15 protein-coding genes are annotated in these 15272 nt (G+C 58.2%); 6 read left to right on the top strand and 9 right to left on the bottom strand.

Features of this window, described 5'->3' with window-relative positions; genetic code table 11:
- Positions 1–88 precede the first annotated feature (88 nt).
- Positions 89–1207: a WD40/YVTN/BNR-like repeat-containing protein gene (locus H7995_RS26505; protein WP_166589340.1), complete on the top strand. Its 1119-nt coding sequence runs from the start codon at positions 89–91 to the stop codon at positions 1205–1207.
- A 50-nt stretch (positions 1208–1257) separates the two neighbouring features.
- On the top strand, positions 1258–3573 hold the full coding sequence (locus tag H7995_RS26510; protein WP_232534629.1) for an efflux RND transporter permease subunit: 2316 nt from the start codon (positions 1258–1260) through the stop codon (positions 3571–3573).
- A 246-nt stretch (positions 3574–3819) separates the two neighbouring features.
- Here the strand turns inward: H7995_RS26510 and H7995_RS28685 are convergent, their stop codons facing one another.
- Positions 3820–3954: a hypothetical protein gene (locus H7995_RS28685; RefSeq protein WP_256669761.1), complete on the bottom strand. Its 135-nt coding sequence runs from the start codon at positions 3952–3954 to the stop codon at positions 3820–3822.
- A gap of 112 nt (positions 3955–4066) precedes the next feature.
- Positions 4067–4909 (bottom strand): helix-turn-helix domain-containing protein, encoded by an 843-nt coding sequence (locus H7995_RS26515; protein ID WP_198422814.1) that lies wholly within the window; start codon positions 4907–4909, stop codon positions 4067–4069.
- A gap of 101 nt (positions 4910–5010) precedes the next feature.
- On the opposite strand from H7995_RS26515, the gene H7995_RS26520 reads away from it, so the two are divergent.
- From H7995_RS26520 to H7995_RS26530, 3 genes are all read left to right on the top strand, one after another.
- Positions 5011–6816, top strand: a complete 1806-nt coding sequence (locus tag H7995_RS26520) for an acyl-CoA dehydrogenase (protein ID WP_166589342.1) — start codon at positions 5011–5013, stop codon at positions 6814–6816.
- 58 nt (positions 6817–6874) lie between these two features.
- Positions 6875–7798: an SDR family NAD(P)-dependent oxidoreductase gene (locus H7995_RS26525; RefSeq protein WP_166589343.1), complete on the top strand. Its 924-nt coding sequence runs from the start codon at positions 6875–6877 to the stop codon at positions 7796–7798.
- An 82-nt stretch (positions 7799–7880) separates the two neighbouring features.
- Complete coding sequence (locus tag H7995_RS26530) at positions 7881–8654, top strand: SDR family oxidoreductase (RefSeq protein WP_185819176.1); 774 nt, start codon at positions 7881–7883, stop codon at positions 8652–8654.
- Between the two features lie 113 nt (positions 8655–8767).
- Here H7995_RS26530 and H7995_RS26535 read toward each other — a convergent pair whose 3' ends face one another.
- The 7 genes from H7995_RS26535 to H7995_RS26565 all read right to left on the bottom strand — a co-directional run bounded on the left by H7995_RS26535 (position 8768) and on the right by H7995_RS26565 (position 13442).
- The gene (locus H7995_RS26535) at positions 8768–9391 is read right to left on the bottom strand and encodes a c-type cytochrome (protein ID WP_166589345.1); all 624 of its coding nucleotides are present in this window, start codon (positions 9389–9391) and stop codon (positions 8768–8770) included.
- Positions 9384–9827 carry a cytochrome c gene (locus H7995_RS26540; protein ID WP_166589346.1) on the bottom strand — a complete coding sequence of 148 codons (444 nt, stop codon included), beginning with the start codon at positions 9825–9827 and terminating at the stop codon, positions 9384–9386. The genes H7995_RS26535 and H7995_RS26540 overlap by 8 nt, the downstream gene beginning before the upstream one ends.
- The gene (locus tag H7995_RS26545; protein ID WP_411740880.1) at positions 9824–10351 is read right to left on the bottom strand and encodes a methylamine dehydrogenase light chain; all 528 of its coding nucleotides are present in this window, start codon (positions 10349–10351) and stop codon (positions 9824–9826) included. The genes H7995_RS26540 and H7995_RS26545 overlap by 4 nt, the downstream gene beginning before the upstream one ends.
- Positions 10352–10377: 26 nt before the next feature.
- Complete coding sequence (gene mauD, locus H7995_RS26550; protein ID WP_166589347.1) at positions 10378–10974, bottom strand: methylamine dehydrogenase accessory protein MauD; 597 nt, start codon at positions 10972–10974, stop codon at positions 10378–10380.
- Positions 10971–11516 (bottom strand): MauE/DoxX family redox-associated membrane protein, encoded by a 546-nt coding sequence (locus H7995_RS26555; protein ID WP_166589348.1) that lies wholly within the window; start codon positions 11514–11516, stop codon positions 10971–10973. The genes mauD and H7995_RS26555 overlap by 4 nt, the downstream gene beginning before the upstream one ends.
- Positions 11510–12724 (bottom strand): amine dehydrogenase large subunit, encoded by a 1215-nt coding sequence (locus tag H7995_RS26560; RefSeq protein WP_244647824.1) that lies wholly within the window; start codon positions 12722–12724, stop codon positions 11510–11512. The genes H7995_RS26555 and H7995_RS26560 overlap by 7 nt, the downstream gene beginning before the upstream one ends.
- 73 nt (positions 12725–12797) lie before the next feature.
- Complete coding sequence (locus tag H7995_RS26565) at positions 12798–13442, bottom strand: hypothetical protein (protein ID WP_166589349.1); 645 nt, start codon at positions 13440–13442, stop codon at positions 12798–12800.
- Between the two features lie 366 nt (positions 13443–13808).
- On the opposite strand from H7995_RS26565, the gene H7995_RS28750 reads away from it, so the two are divergent.
- Positions 13809–14810 carry a helix-turn-helix domain-containing protein gene (locus tag H7995_RS28750; RefSeq protein ID WP_166589350.1) on the top strand — a complete coding sequence of 334 codons (1002 nt, stop codon included), beginning with the start codon at positions 13809–13811 and terminating at the stop codon, positions 14808–14810.
- The last annotated feature ends 462 nt before the right edge of the window (positions 14811–15272 follow it).

A 15272-nucleotide genomic window follows, 5' to 3' on the forward strand; every position in this document is an offset into this window, starting at 1 on the left:
CGTGTTCCCCCCCGCTAGCCGACCCACGCCTCGCCCCCCCACCGACGCCTGAAGGCTCGAGTTTTTTCCGCTTTCACGAGTACTGCGCATGAAAACTTTCTCGCTCAGCGCGCTCGCGCTGTTGATCGCCATGGGCAGCGCCATAGCCGCACCTCAGACCGACCGCCTGGAACGCGCTTCACGGCCATCGGCATTGGCTGATCAGGCCCCACTCACCGACGCCCAAACGCTGGGCACTCAGTTGGTGATGGTCGGCGAAAGCGGTCACATACTGCTGCGCGATGCCGATGGCGTCATCAGCCAGGCGCAAGTACCGGTCGACCTGCTGCTGACTGCGGTGCATTTCCCCGACCCGAGCAATGGCTGGGCCGTTGGTCACGACGGGGTGATCCTGCACAGCAACGATGCTGGCAAGAGCTGGAGTAAACAGCTCGACGGCAACGACATCAGCACGCTGATGCTCACCTGGGCGGAATCCGAAGTCGCGCGCCTGGAAGCAGCCAGTGCTGCCGCGCCCGATGACGAAGCCCTGGTCGCCGCGCTGGACAATGCGCTCTTCGCCCTCGACGACGTCAAGGCCGGCAGCGCGTCCGGCCCCTCCCGGCCGCTGCTGGATGTGTGGTTTCGCAATGCCGATGAAGGCTGGGTGGTTGGCGCCTACGGCATCATCCTCCACACCCGCAACGGCGGTAAAACCTGGGCCTATGTATCCAACCTGGACAACCCCGAGCGCCTGCACCTGAACGCCGTGCTCGGCCTGGCCGATGGTCGTCTGCTTGTCGCCGGCGAAGGCGGTCGCGTGTCCCTCTCCACCGACAATGGCCAGCACTGGCAGCCGTCCCGGCAATTGTCCCAGGCCTCGCTGTACAAGCTGCTGCAACTCAAAGACGGTCAATTACTGATTCTCGGTTTCGGCGGCACCCTGCTCTCCAGCCAGGACCAGGGCCTGAACTGGAAAACCTTGGCGCTGCCGGTACGTGTCGGCCTCTACGGCGGCGAGCAATTGGCTGATGGCAGCCTGGTGCTTGCCGGTCAGGGCGGCGTGCTGCTGTTCAGTCGCGACGGCCAGAAGTTCAAGGCCTGGCAAGGCACAAGCAAGGCCTCCTTGCTCGGCGCCACCGCGCTGTCCCCCGATCACTTAGCCCTGATCGGCAGCAATGGCCTACAAGTCCTGCCCCTGTCCACGTTCAAGGAGCAACTGCAATGACCGCCCAGCAGAACTCGCGGCCAACCCTGCGACCGCTGAAGAAAAGCACCATGCAGCACCTGGTGGACCGCACCGAGCGCGCCCTGTTTCACAATCGCCTGGTCGTGCTGTTGATGTTCCTTGTTGTCTCGGTCGTGCTCGGCATCGCCGCGCTGTCGCTGCGCCCGGACGCCAGCTTCAGCCGCATGATCCCTACCGGTCATCCGTTCATCGTCAACTACCTGAAGTTCGAGGACGTGCTGCGCCCACAGAGCAACGTATTACGGGTGCTGGTGGAAGCCCCCCAGGGCGATATCCTCACTAAAGAATTCCTGGAGACGCTGCGTGAGGTCAACGACAAGATTTTCTACTTGCCCGGCGTCGACCGCGGCAACCTGAAATCGCTGTGGACCCCCAACGCGATGTGGGCCGAGGTGACGACCGAGGGACTGCGCGCCGGACGCGTGATCCCCGACACCTATGACGGCGGCCCCGAGTCGCTGGCGCAGGTTAAACAGAATATCCAGCGCGCCAACTTGATCGGCAGCTACGTTGCCAACGACTTCAAGTCGGTGGTGATCCGCGTGCCGCTGCTCGAGAGCGACCCGGATACCGGTAAACCCCTGGACTACGGCGCCTTTACCCAGGCCCTGGAGCAGCAGGTGCGCGAGCACTTTGCCGATCAGGGCGTCAATATCCGCGTCATCGGTTTCGCCCAGATCATCGGTGACCTGCTGGCCGCCGCCACCGACATCGCGCTGTTCTTCGCCATCACCGTTGGCCTGATCAGCCTGATGCTGTACCTCTATTGCCGCTGCTGGCGCAGCACTGCGGTAACGGTACTGACGTGCCTGCTCACCGTAGCCTGCCAGCTCGGTTTGCTCAGCCTGCTGGGTTATGGACTGGACCCATACTCGATCCTGGTGCCCTTCCTGATTTTCGCCATCGGCATCAGTCATGCAGTGCAAAACATCAACCTGATGATGAGCGAAATGGGCCTCGGCGCCACGCCGCTGGAAGCCTCTCGGCGCACCTTCCGCGCCCTGTTCATCCCCGGCACCACCGCCCTGCTGGCGGACGCCGTCGGCTTCATCACCTTGCTGGTGATCGATATCGGCGTGATCCAACAGTTGGCCATCACCGCCAGCATTGGCGTGTTCGTCGCCATCTTCACCAAGATGTTCCTGTTGCCGGTATTGATGTCCTACGTGGGCGTCAGTCCACGGGGTATGCAACAACAGCACAAGCGCACTCACTCCTCGTGGCCGATCTTCCGCCGTGTGGCCGCCGTGGTCGAGCCGAAGGTCGCGGTGCCGCTGATTCTGTTCAGCCTGGTGCTGCTGGGCTTTGGCTATCATGCCCGGCAGGACCTGAAGATCGGCGACTTGGACAAGGGTGCGCCAGAGTTCCGTCCGGATGCGCGTTACAACCAGGACAACGCCTACCTGCTCAATCACTACACCACCAGCACCGACGTGTTCGTGGTGATGTTCAAGACCCCGCAGGAGCAGTGCGCGCGTTATGCCGCGGCTGACCTCGCCAACCAACTGGAAGACACGCTGCTGGAAGTCGAGGGCGTCGAGTCAGTGCAGTCGCTGTACCGTGCCATGCGCTTCAACATTCTCGCGCGGAACGAAGGCAACCCGAAGTGGGCCGAGTTCTCCCGCGACCAGTTCGTGATGAACAACGCACGCTCCGGTGTCGCCAGTGAGTTCGTCGACCCCAACTGCAGCGTCGCGCCGATCAGCCTGTACCTGGCCGATCACAAGGCCGAGACCCTGACGCGGGTGGTCAATGCGATAGAGGCGTTCAGCCAGCAACACGACACCGGCGAGTTCGAAATCTTGCAAGCCGCCGGGAATGCCGGGATCGAAGCCGCCACCAACATCGTGATCAAACACTCGGAAAAGCTCATGCTGATTCTGGTGTTCGTGATCATCTCGCTGGTTGTCTGGTGGGAGTTCAAGTCGTTGAGGGTGACCTTCGCTCTGATGGCCCCGCTTTATCTGTCCACCGTGCTCTGCGAGGCAGTGATGGCATACATGGGCCTGGGCGTGAAGATAGCTACACTGCCGGTCATTGCCCTCGGCGTCGGTATTGGCGTCGACTATGGCATCTACCTGTACAGCCGCATGGAAGGCTTCCTCCATCAAGGCCTGAAGTTCCGCGCCGCGTTCTTCGAAGCGCTGAAAACCACCGGCACCTCGGTGGCCTTCACTGGCGTCACCCTGGCGATGGGCGTCGCCACCTGGTCGTTTTCGGCGCTGAAGTTCCAGGCTGACATGGGTCTGTTGCTGGTACTGCTGTTCATCTGGAACATGGTCGGCGCGCTGATCCTGATGCCGGCCATAGCCTCCATGCTGCTCTATAACAAGAACACCCGCTAACCCCCATCCGATCCCGCTAACAGGGCGCCAGCCGCCCTGTTATGCCATATCGCAGACAGCAAAAAGCACCAGAGTCGGTTAGACGCTAGTGATCGGGATGAGATTTGGAAGATGCAGCGGATTTTGAAGTGGTGCCCCGAGCCGGGGCGATTCACACCGAGGTCGGCGCAATCAACGACATGGGGTGCGATCATGTAGCCGTGCGGCGTTACCAAGTGGAAACCGGCGGGTCACCGTTCAGGGCAACTAGGTCAACACCGAGTGGATAGCCAGGCGCTGATGATCGGCGCTGCCTTTGCCGCATCCCTCGACCCGGACCACCAGATCAAATGGAAGGCAGCGACCGGTTTTGTCGACCTGAACCGTGATCAGATTAGCCATCAGCCCGGGTACCGAATACCAACGAAGCATGCCTGTTGCGAAGGCTAAGGCTGTCGCTACCACAGTGCTGATTGTTCCAATGGCATTAACCATGTGGTTGAGCCACTGCCACTCAGTAGTACAACAGGGGATGTTCCAAGGAGGTAGTTAGCAGCTTTTCAAGGCTCAGTGCGGCATCTTCGGGATAGAGGGTGTTGATGCTGAGCCTGGGTTCGGTCATGTACGCCGCCGGGCCAAGTGCACCCACCATCTGGCTCACGCTGTAGAAGCCCCTGACCATTCCCTGATGCTGAATTTTGACTTTGAAGCTGGCTCTGGGCTCGAGCCTGGAGGCGCGTATTTTCCAGTCAGCTGGAACGTTGGGGTAGCCAAGAATACGCTTCAGGGTCTGATCTTCCTGATCGCTGCCGTTGAGCATGACATGCTGCTTGAACGCCATGATCACCAACGACAATGCGTCTTGCCATTCCTCGCTCAGCGCGCCATCGCTGCCGTCGTTGAACAGAAAGTCATACAAGTTGACGGTTTGCCTGAGCCGCTCGGTATCGACTTTGTCCTGATAGAAGCCTACCCAGGCCTTGTTGACCATCAGGATATTGCCCGCGCCATCAGTCAGGGTGGATGGATACGGATCCAGTGTCTGCAATGTTCTGAGCATTGCAGACCTTAACCATTTGAGATCCGGGCTGTGAAAGTCCTGCGCTATTTCGTTGGTCGCGTAACCCGCAGCAATGCGCAGATGGCTGCGATCCCTGCGGCCAAGCTTTAGCGCGTCCGCGATTTGGTCGGTCAGCACCTCACTTGGCTTGCTTATCCCGTTTTCCAAGCGACTGACATGTCGAGTCGAGGTGCCGACCATTTCGGCCAGTTGCTCCTGGCTCAGCCCGAAGACTCCGCGCCAGAACCTGAGAAAGTCAGCAAAGCGCTGTAAGTGTTGTGTCTCGGCCATGTCCATTGTTGCGAGAAATCCCTTCTATCAGACATCCCATGTCGTGGTGGCTGGGGCCGGCCTCGGCAAAATGGGCGGGTCTCGTCCATTCTTCGCGGAGTAATACCATGGCGGCCTCCATACTAAACGTCAGAGATCTGCATTTCTATCTGTTCGAGTTGTTCGATGCGCAAGCCCTGACCGCCCGCCCGCGCTATGCCGAGCACAGCAAGGAAACCTATCTGGCGGCCATCGAAACCGGGCGCAAGATCGCGCAACGCTACTTCCTGCCAATCCGGCAGAAGGTGGATGTGCAACAGCCTACGTTCGACGGCAAGCAGGTGCACATGCTTCCCGAGATCAAGCCTGCAATCGATGCCGTTATCCAATCCGGGCTCGCTTGCCCGGAAGCCGATTATGAATGGGGTGGCATGCAATTGCCGGCCATCGTCGCAAGTGTGGCCACTTCTTTCCTGTCAGCTGCTGGCAGCACCACACTGGGTTACACCAGTCTGACCAATGCCAACTGCAACCTTATCGAGGCTCACGGCACGCCCGAACAGATCGCCAAGTGGGTCGTGCCGATGCGTCAGGGCCGGTTCGCCGGAACCATGGCCATGACCGAGCCGTCGGCGGGCTCGGGGTTGGCAGACCTGGCGACCAGCGCGACCAGGACTGAAGAGGGTCGTTACCTGATTACTGGCAACAAGATCTTCATTTCTGGCGGTGATCACAACCTTAGCGAAAATATTGTTCACCTCGTCCTGGCAAGGATCAAAGGCGCGCCCAAGGGCATCAAGGGCGTATCCCTGTTCATTGTTCCCAAGTATCTGGTCGATGAAACAGGTGCGGTCGGCAGCCGCAATGATGTGAGCCTGGCTGGCTTGTTCCACAAGATGGGTGGGCGCGGGCAAACCTCCTGTGCGATCAACTTCGGTGAACAGGGCGGCTCGATCGGCTACCTGGTAGGTGAGGAGAATCAGGGTATTCGCTACATGTTCCACATGATGAATGAGGCACGCATCATGGTCGGAACCAGCGCCGCGCTCACCGCGTTAAGCGGTTATCAGTACTCCCTCGACTACGCGAAGGAGCGGCGACAGGGGCGTTTACCTTCGTCCAGGGATCCGCTCTCTGCGCCCGTGCGGATCATTGAGCATGCGGATGTGCGACGCATGCTGTTGGCACAGAAGGCCTACGCCGAAGGTGCCTACAGCCTGTGTCTGTTCGGTGCACAACTGGCTGACGACGTGCGCACTGCTCCTGACGAGGCCGAGCGCAGAAGCGCAAAGGTACTGCTGGATTTCCTGACGCCGATCATCAAGTCCTGGCCATCCGAATACGGCCCGCGCGCCAATAGCCTGGCGATTCAGGTGTTGGGTGGGCATGGCTATACCAATGAGCATCCGGTCGAGATGTTCTACCGCGACAACCGCCTCAACTCGATCCATGAGGGCACCTATGGCGTGCAGTCGCTTGACCTGCTCGCACGCAAGGTGCCCGCCGACAATATGGCCGGATACACGAACTGTATCAGCAGGATGCGTGACGACATTGAGACGGCCACCCAGCACCCGGCATTGCAGGAGCCTGCGGCTGCGCTTCTGGCCGCCATTCAAGTGCTCGAGGAAACCACCGGTGCTGTTCTTGGCGGCATGCAGAAACTGCACATCGACTTGGCGCTGGCCAATTCGGTCAAGTACCTGGAGCTGTTTGGCAACGTGGTTGTGGCCTGGATGTGGCTCAAGCAAGGCATAGCCGCGAGCGCTGGCCTGGCCAGGGACCCGCATGCGGATGACCGGAACTTCTACCTGGGCAAGTTGCAAGCCCTCAAATACTTCTACGCCTACGAACTGCCAGAGATACAGGTCTGGAAACAGATTCTGTGCGACTTCGAAGATGCCTTCTACATGGCCCGAGAAGAGTGGTTTTGATGGCTGCGGCGTACCTGGTTTGTCCGTTGAATAACCGTATCAATCGCAGAGGTTTCATATGAGTCAGCAATGTATCGATTTCACTGGGCGTGTCGCCATCGTCACCGGAGCCGGAAACGGACTCGGACGCTCCCATGCGCTGGCATTGGCCAGGCGCGGTGCCAAGGTGGTGGTGAATGATCTGGGAGGCGCCCGTGACGGCGCGGGTAACTCGTTGCAGGCTGCAGACGAGGTGGTTGCGCAAATCCAGGCAATGGGCGGCGAAGCCATTGCCAACGGCGCCAACGTTGCCAACTTTTCTGAAGTCGAGGCGATGGTCGCGCAGGTCATGGAGCGTTGGGGGCGGGTCGATATTCTGCTCAACAACGCCGGAATACTTCGCGATAAAAGCTTCTCCAGGATGGACCTGGCCGACTTCAGGCTGGTGATGGACGTGCACCTGATGGGCTCGGTCAACTGCACCAAGGCCGTCTGGGAAATCATGCGGGCGCAGAACTATGGGCGAATTGTCATGACCACCTCCTCTTCCGGTCTCTACGGCAATTTCGGTCAGTCGAATTACGGTGCGGCCAAGATGGCGGTTGTAGGGCTCATGAATACCCTGGCGCTGGAGGGACAGAAACACGATATCCGGGTCAATGCGCTGGCCCCCACTGCCGCCACCCGCATGACCGAAGATTTATTGGACAAGACGGTATTTGAACTCTTGACCCCTGAGTCGGTTACCGCAGGCGCGCTACTGCTGTGCCACGAGGGTGCACCGCAGCGCACGATCCTCTGTGCCGGTGCAGGTGGCTATGCCACTACGCGGATTTTCGAGACCAATGGCGTGTTCCTCCCACCTGCCTTGCAGACCCCTGAGAGTGTGCTGGCGATCTGGGACGCTATCTGTGACACCACAGATCAATGCGCCCTGGAGGCGGGCTTCAAGCAGACAGAGAAGTTCCTGTCCAAGGCTGCCGCCAGCTTCGGCAATCAATGAGATCGCACGCCTGAGCGGCGCATCCAATTCAATTTCTGCGCTTGTCCGGTTGACGGACGGGCGCATTTTTCTCGGAGGCAGTATGCAGGATCTATTCAGTTTGCAAGGTCGGGTGGCGCTGGTCACCGGTGGGGCGCGCGGGATTGGCGCGATGATCGCGCGTGCCTACCTGCAATGCGGGGTCAAGGTGTACATTTCATCGCGAAATCAGGATGAGCTGGCGAATTTTACCAACGCTGTTGCAAGCCTTGGGGAGTGCGTTGCGATCCGTGCTGACCTCTCCAGCCTGGAGGGCATCGAGTTTTTGGTCGATGAGATTGGCAAGCGTGAGTCTGGCCTGGACATCCTGGTTAACAATGCCGGCGCTACCTGGGGCGCGGAGTTTTCCGTGTATCCAGAGGCGGGCTGGGACAAGGTTGTGGATCTGAATCTGAAGTCACCGTTCTTTTTGACGCAGCGTCTGCTCGGACTGCTCAAAACTGCGGCTAAAGCAGAGACTCCGTCCCGGGTGATCAATATTGCCTCGGTCAACGGCCTGGTAAATCCCGGCGTCGATAACTATGCGTACTCCGCCAGCAAGGCCGGGCTGATTCATCTGACCCGGCACCTTGCGGTTGATCTGGCTCCCGCTCATATCAATGTCAACGCAATCGCGCCCGGCTTTTTTCACACGAAAATGACGGCTTACGCGGTTGAGCAAGATGCAGGTTCCATCATGGCCATGGTCCCGAGGGGGCGTCTTGGCAATCAGGACGATATGGCTGGCGCTGCCATCTTCCTGGCATCCAGGGCCTCTTCCTGGATCACCGGACATACGCTGGCGCTGGACGGTGGCCTAGTCGCAGCCGCCGGTTGATCAAATAGATTCCAGCGATACCCATGAGATTCTGTGACAAGCCGCGATAAAAAAAACCCTCCGCTGGCAGCGGAGGGTTCTCGGATAACACCGTCAGCCAGGGCTGGGTTACCTTACTTTGGATCAACCCCCAGTGTTTCTATGAAGTCGACCACGGCTCGCCGTTCTTCGTTATTGATCTGCGTGGCAATGGCTTGCATCCACTTGCCCTGGATATCGGAATACTCATCTGCCCCCCGCCAACCCTGAGCGTAATTGTTCAGCTGCTGATCGATATACCAGCCGTCAAGGATTCGCAAATCAGGTGCCTGCAGGTGTGCATAACCTTGGGCAAATTGGCCGTGGCAAGCGGCACAGGTATCCTGATAGCGTGCTGCGCCAACCTTGGCAGTGGCACTGTCAGACTGTGGCGCCTTGGCCAGTTGCAGACCGGCGTAGTGCGCGGCCAGACTGGCGAGCTGCTCTTCACTGAGGCTCTGGGTAATCGCACGCATGCTCTGCCCCGCCTGATCCTGTTGAGCGTAGCCGCGCCGGCCGGCTTTGAAATTCAGCAGCTGACGAGCCAGATATTGTGCGTTCTGCCCCGCCAGGCGCGGTGCGCCCAACGCCTGATTACCCTGGCCTTCTGCGCCGTGGCACACCGCACAGGTTGCACTCAGCGCTGCAGTGGGCGCCTCCGTCGCCTGGGTGGCGAGCGGAGCCAGAAACAGTAAGGCCAGGCTGGTCATCTTATTCATCTGCGAATGCTCCACTGTGCTGCTGTTGCTCACGCTGAACGATCTGTTCAAGCAGATGCGCTTGAATGACTGATGGGTTGGCCAGGGGATACTGACGCAAGGTGCCTACTTCAGCAGCGGTATAGGGTTGAAAATCCGCCGGTATCTGTGCCGCACTGAAGCTGTGGAGCATCCAGTTCAGCAAGCGTGCCAGATCAGAATCGGGCAGCGCCGTCTGGGCGGTGCCCGGCACCTGCACCAGATACTCGCGACCGCCCGGCACACTGAGAAAGCTGCCCATCCGATTACGCAAATCTGGCACCTGTCGTGCGGGAAAGCCGCTGCCATCTGGTAAATGGCAACCCTGACAATTGAGCATGTAATCGACCTGAGCCGGCTCGGTCGCCCAACTGCAGCTGCTGGACAGGAGAAGCCCCAGCGCAACTGCGCGAATCATTGTTCCTTCACTCCTATCACGACCGACAGCGAGCAGTGATAAGGCACATTCGCCTGGCTGCCGGTACACCAATTGAGATCATTCGAGCTCTGCGGCCGATAGATCGGCGTGTCGCCCTGATCTCGCTGGCAGATGCAGCGCCCACAATTACTTTTGCCACAACAGTCGTTGTAGGAAATGACGTAGTCCTTGCCGTCCGTGGGGTTTCGGCAGGTGCCGATCCAGGTGATGTCTGACTTCACGGTGCCAGGCGGACAACTGCTGGCCGTGCCACCGCAACATCCACAAAGAAAACCGTCGATCGCACAATGTCTCCAGTAGTCGCAGCTATTGGGATTGCCTTCTTCAGCAATGCCCGTGGAGGCAAAGGCACTGTTGCGATAAACCGGCAGCAGCGTAAAGGCGCCCGCACCGATCAACAGAGTGCCCAGGCCGCCGAGAAAACCTCGACGCGACGTGCTGCGAGCGGTCTGTCGGGTGAGTTTTTCGGTCACTTGATCAAGCCAATTGTTTTCCATCGTCATTGCCCTCGATGCGTGTGCCTGGCAACTCAGCCATGTGCCGCATGAAATTGTTGAACCGTGGCGTAGCCGAGGCTTTTCGCCTCGAACAGGCTGTCCAGATGTTCGCGGGTATTGATCAGGCCGTGTGCGGTCACCTTGCCCTGGGCATCAATCAACACCCCATAGGGCAGCTTGGCGATCTGGTAAGCCATGCCAACCTCGGGAGAGAGCAAATACGGAAACTCATTCAGCCCTTCACGCCGAATGAAGGACAACTGTTCGGCTTCGTCACCATCACTGGCCAGGATCACGCGTAGCCAGGCTCGCTCCTTTACCTGGGCCGACTTGAGCACCGGCAGCAAGGTCTTGCACACCGGGCACGTCGGCGAAAGGAAGAACAGCAGTGTGGAGAGTCCGCCAGCATCGACGCCAGCCAGGCTCAATGCACCGCCGGTCAGGCTCGGCAGATTGAAGACTGGCGCCTCATCCCCGACCTTGATCACCTTGCCCAGCGACAGCGCCCCTACCGGGCGGATGCGTTCGTGCAGCAGACCAATTTGCCGGGTCAGGGCCAGCACCGCCACCAACAAACCGATGATGGCCAACCAGGAAAGGCTAATGGCAACAACCAGTGCTTCGATCATAGGGAGAGTTCTCGGGCAGAGTTTTGGTTGGCAATCAGGGTATTGGCCAGAACGTAGAAGGCACTGCCGCTAAGCACCACGCAGCCAATCACCAGCCAATCGTAGAAAACCAGGGTGCGGCCGCTTGGCGGCAGCAGCAGATTCAGGGTGAGGAGCATGAGAATCAGGTTGCGCCATACCAATGGCCAACTGACTACCTGGCGGCGGGCGCCTGCCTGGCATCCGCAGTCGGCAATGCGCCGGCCCTGCAACAGGCTCAGCGCCATTGCAAGCGCATAGGTCAGCAACAACGCCGCCGCGGGCCACACAACGAAGGGCTGCCGGAAAGCCAACAACCCGCCGGCGGTGACTATCTCAAGCCAAGGCAACAGCAAGGCGACAGGACGAACCAGCCCTTGCGCCAGCACGTCATAGCTCTGCAACACCGCCGTGAACCCATGCCTGTCGCGTAATTTGTGCCAGCCCGCAGCCCCCAGCAGCAGGGCCATGCCGACACTGATGGCGGTCAACCAGACCGGTTCGCCAAGCAGGTCGATCACCATGGCAGCACCATGTTCAGGTATCCATAAGGCAGCCCGGTAATGGTGCGCAGGTGCGCGCCGCTCTCGACATCGTAAAGATTGATGTCCTGCTGCAGACGACGCAGCACACCATCCTGGCCCTCGGTTAAATAAATCCAGGCACTGGCCAGCCAGGGCATCTGCAGCACCCAGTCCACGCTGTAAAGACGTGGCTGGACGCCGGGACTGACGCCGATAGAGACGCTCTGCTCAGCCAGTTTGATGGTCTGGATTTTTTTGCCCTGGTTCGCATCGAAGACCCAGACTTCGGTGCCCGGCTCCTGGAAGGTGTCTGGCCCGCCTTGGTGCATCAACACGAACAATCGGCCGCTCGCTGCATGTACGGCGGTGTGCTGAATGCCGCTCATGCGCCAGTCGTCCTTTCGCTCATCCCCGCTAAGCAACGACCACTGCCGGGACACGCGCAACTGATCCGGGCCCATCTGAATGGCATACACCTGACTTTCGCGAGAAACGAAATACCAGGTGTCACCTATCCGCGAAGCCGCAGTCGACAGCAGGTCCTTGAGCGGATCGAATAACGGTTTGCTGCGCTGCTGGATCAGTACCTGACCTTGTTCTCCCAGGCGCAGGTGAAGAAATCCGCCGTCGCCGCAGATGGCATAGAAGTCACGCTTGCCGGCCGGATAGATCGAGGCGCAGCCGGGTGTCTCCACCTCGCTGACAAAACGATCGGCATCCAGGTCGACGATACTGATGGATTGCGCCGGGGTAAAATTGAGCACCAGGAGAAAACGCTCGTCGTCCGACAACACACTCAAACCCGTATTGCCCAGGGCGTTGATGCGCTTGGACGGAATCGGGATTTCCCGTTTGGGCGCGAGGGTCTGTGGGTCATAGACCGTCACCATATCGCTGCGGGTGCCACGGGTGCCGCGGCTGAAATAGGTTTCGACGGAAAACAACTCATTACGTGACTGTGCAGGCAGCAGGCTGTTGAACCAGAAGCCGGTATCAAGCTGGCCCAGCATCTTGCCGCTGTCATCGAACAAAAAGGCTCGACCATCGAGCTGCGTCGGCGCTCGATTGCCCCATACCCAGAACCAATGCTGACCGTCATGGGCTGCCAGCGTTTCGACCCTGGCCTGCTCCACCGGGATATCAGCCAGTGCCAAGGGCAGTTGCAGCGAAGTGCCCAGCATGAAATAGCACGCTAAACGTTTGAACATATCGACATTACCTACCCATAAGCTATTGAAGTTGGCTTCGATCGGGGTTTTCTCACTGTGTATGACGGTGGGTCTATGCCATTCCCTTCTTGCGCGCCAGGGCGCGATACACATAGAAAATCTCTGTAAAAATCAACGACCAGGCAAGGGTTTCAATCACCCACTTATTGAAAAACACCGCGGTGTCTTCATTGGGCAGAACCATGAAGTCCTGGATAGCGGCGACAAACAGATTCAGGACGATAAGTACGACCATCAACCAGCCGTGCAAGATCAGCTTGTATTTAAATGCCTGCTGTACGATACAACCGCAGAAGATTAAAAAGAGTACGGCTGCCAACATCGAGGCGACCGGTAATGCCGCCCGCATGAAGTCCAGCGTTTCAAAGCCATAACTGAGAACAAGCGCGACGACAAAAACCAGAATTTCCTTACCTTTGGACAATTCAAAGTTATGCGTCACTTTCATTAATCCGATGGCACCAATAACGGTAACACCAAATAATTTTGAAAACGTATCCAGGTAATGCCAGACATAGGCGGAAAACTCAAAGACACCGGCCTTATCTAAAATCACGTTGGTTGCAGACACGGCCAGAAAGAACCACTCGTAGCCCAACATATCGTTTTTCAACTTGAGAAAGCGGTATCCGTAATAAAACCCGACCCACACCAGGGACGAAACAGCCGTGTAAATCATCATATCTCTGCTAGACATTGCCGCTGTCCTTTTTGTTTTTTCGGGGAGTACTTTGATTACCCACCGCCACTGCAGCCTATGGGCTGGCTCAAGCAGCGCCAGCGCAGGTCATTGGCCAGATCGGCCAACGGGAATAACCTGATGGCCGTAGTGTCAGATCAACACCCAGCCAGGTGTTACCCAATATCCGCATTGAGTAAATTGCGTTTATTGGCTAACGCTGGCACTGCCAATCGCTTAGGCTGCGCGAGACCGATCGTCAGTGCACTTTCAGCACGATGGGCGACTACAGGAGTAGTGGTGATACGCGCCGCATGGGATAAAGGCGCCTAGTGCTCGGCGGAGTAACCGCCAGGAATCATATGTTGTCCAAGGAGATTGCCAGTGAATACCAGCGGCGGCCTTTACTCCCCTACTCCATTGATCGCGACTGATCCCGTCGTCGTCAGCGTTGCAGAACTGCATGACGTTGATGACTATGGCGCGACCCTGCCTGGCTGGTCCAGTGAGGTCCAGCAGTTGAGCAACGGCTTCTTTGCCGGGCGCTGCAGCCTGGTGAGCTTTGCCGGCATGCAACTGTTTCGCGAAATCACCTCCCAGCGCATGTGCGTTAAGTTCGCCACCAAAGCTAATTCGCGCTCCATTGCCCTGCCGCTGTCGTTGTCCCAACCTGCCCTGTTCAGTGGCACCGAAGTCAATCACCGGGAAATCGTCTGCTTTACCGAGGATGAAACCTTTACCTACTACACAGCACATTCAAGCGACTTGCTGACCCTGAGCTTCGATACTGACGTCTTCACTGCCTATGTCGATCAAATCAAAGATGCCGATGTCGCTCGCAGCCTTGATAAAACGGCCTTTCTAAAAGTCATGCCAGATCAGGCGGCTCAGCTGCAAACATTCCTGCAAACCGTGCTGACCGTTTTGCTGAACAATCCTGGCGCCTTGCAGTACCAGCATGCACAGGACTCGCTGACCGAATCGATTTACACACAGGTGCTCAAGCTGCTCGGCAACGGCGACAAACTGTGCGCATTCGCCATGCCCAAACATCGCTATGCCCTGGTTGCGCGAGCGCGTGAATATCTGTTTCACGATCCCCAGGGTGAGAGCTTCACCATTGCCAGGCTTTGTCACTACCTGGGAGTTGGCTCACGCACGCTGGAATATGCATTCCAGGACGTCCTGGGCATGACCGCAGTGGCTTACTTACGCGCATTGCGACTCAACTATGTGCGGCAGGACATCAAGTCTGGCGGCCCACAGAGTTCCGTGCTGGATATTGCTGCGCGCTGGGGTTTTTGGCATCCGTCGCATTTCAGCGCAGATTACAAGCGCCTGTTCGGCGATCTGCCATCCGAGACGCGCCGACGTTATGCCAGTTAACGTGATGTTGTTCCTGACTAACCAGCCCGCTATTCCAGCGCACTAACCTTTCGCCCAGTAATGCCCCTTTCGAATACATAGCTATTTATCAATGAAGATGAGCGCTGGAGCACTCACTGGCCGGCGCTAATTCTGCACGCGCGCAACACGTGTCGCCGAAACATCGGTTAAGTGCGCCCGGCAATAATTCAAACATCGTAAACACTGCGATTTTTGGCTAACGCCTGCGCCACAACCACACAAATAATCGAACCAACGCGTTGCAATGCGCATTGAGACTTGATGCACCACTACAACTTGCGCGGGCGTCAGTGGTCATTCCATCGTTACCGGCAAGGCTGAATATTTAATCAATCATCAGGACTTATTGACTGTGAACAAAACAAGCAGAGTGCTCATTCTGGGTGCCACGGGAAATATTGGTGGACTGACCGCTCAAGCGCTGGCGGTAAAATACCCATC

Origin of the sequence: Pseudomonas kielensis (genome assembly GCF_014236655.1) — a bacterium.
GTDB classification, from domain to species: Bacteria; Pseudomonadota; Gammaproteobacteria; order Pseudomonadales; family Pseudomonadaceae; genus Aquipseudomonas; species Aquipseudomonas kielensis.

Coding starts and splice junctions, on each gene's coding strand:
- H7995_RS26555 (WP_166589348.1), bottom strand. CDS start 11,516: ATGGTGATCGACCTGCTTGGCGAACCGGTCTGGTTGACCGCCATCAGT.
- H7995_RS26535 (WP_166589345.1), bottom strand. CDS start 9,391: ATGAATAAGATGACCAGCCTGGCCTTACTGTTTCTGGCTCCGCTCGCC.
- H7995_RS26560 (WP_244647824.1), bottom strand. CDS start 12,724: ATGTTCAAACGTTTAGCGTGCTATTTCATGCTGGGCACTTCGCTGCAA.
- H7995_RS26545 (WP_411740880.1), bottom strand. CDS start 10,351: ATGACGATGGAAAACAATTGGCTTGATCAAGTGACCGAAAAACTCACC.
- H7995_RS26565 (WP_166589349.1), bottom strand. CDS start 13,442: ATGTCTAGCAGAGATATGATGATTTACACGGCTGTTTCGTCCCTGGTG.
- H7995_RS26525 (WP_166589343.1), top strand. CDS start 6,875: ATGAGTCAGCAATGTATCGATTTCACTGGGCGTGTCGCCATCGTCACC.
- H7995_RS28685 (WP_256669761.1), bottom strand. CDS start 3,954: ATGGCTAATCTGATCACGGTTCAGGTCGACAAAACCGGTCGCTGCCTT.
- H7995_RS26530 (WP_185819176.1), top strand. CDS start 7,881: ATGCAGGATCTATTCAGTTTGCAAGGTCGGGTGGCGCTGGTCACCGGT.
- H7995_RS26515 (WP_198422814.1), bottom strand. CDS start 4,909: ATGGACATGGCCGAGACACAACACTTACAGCGCTTTGCTGACTTTCTC.
- H7995_RS26540 (WP_166589346.1), bottom strand. CDS start 9,827: ATGATTCGCGCAGTTGCGCTGGGGCTTCTCCTGTCCAGCAGCTGCAGT.
- H7995_RS26510 (WP_232534629.1), top strand. CDS start 1,258: ATGCAGCACCTGGTGGACCGCACCGAGCGCGCCCTGTTTCACAATCGC.
- H7995_RS26505 (WP_166589340.1), top strand. CDS start 89: ATGAAAACTTTCTCGCTCAGCGCGCTCGCGCTGTTGATCGCCATGGGC.
- H7995_RS26520 (WP_166589342.1), top strand. CDS start 5,011: ATGGCGGCCTCCATACTAAACGTCAGAGATCTGCATTTCTATCTGTTC.
- mauD (WP_166589347.1), bottom strand. CDS start 10,974: ATGATCGAAGCACTGGTTGTTGCCATTAGCCTTTCCTGGTTGGCCATC.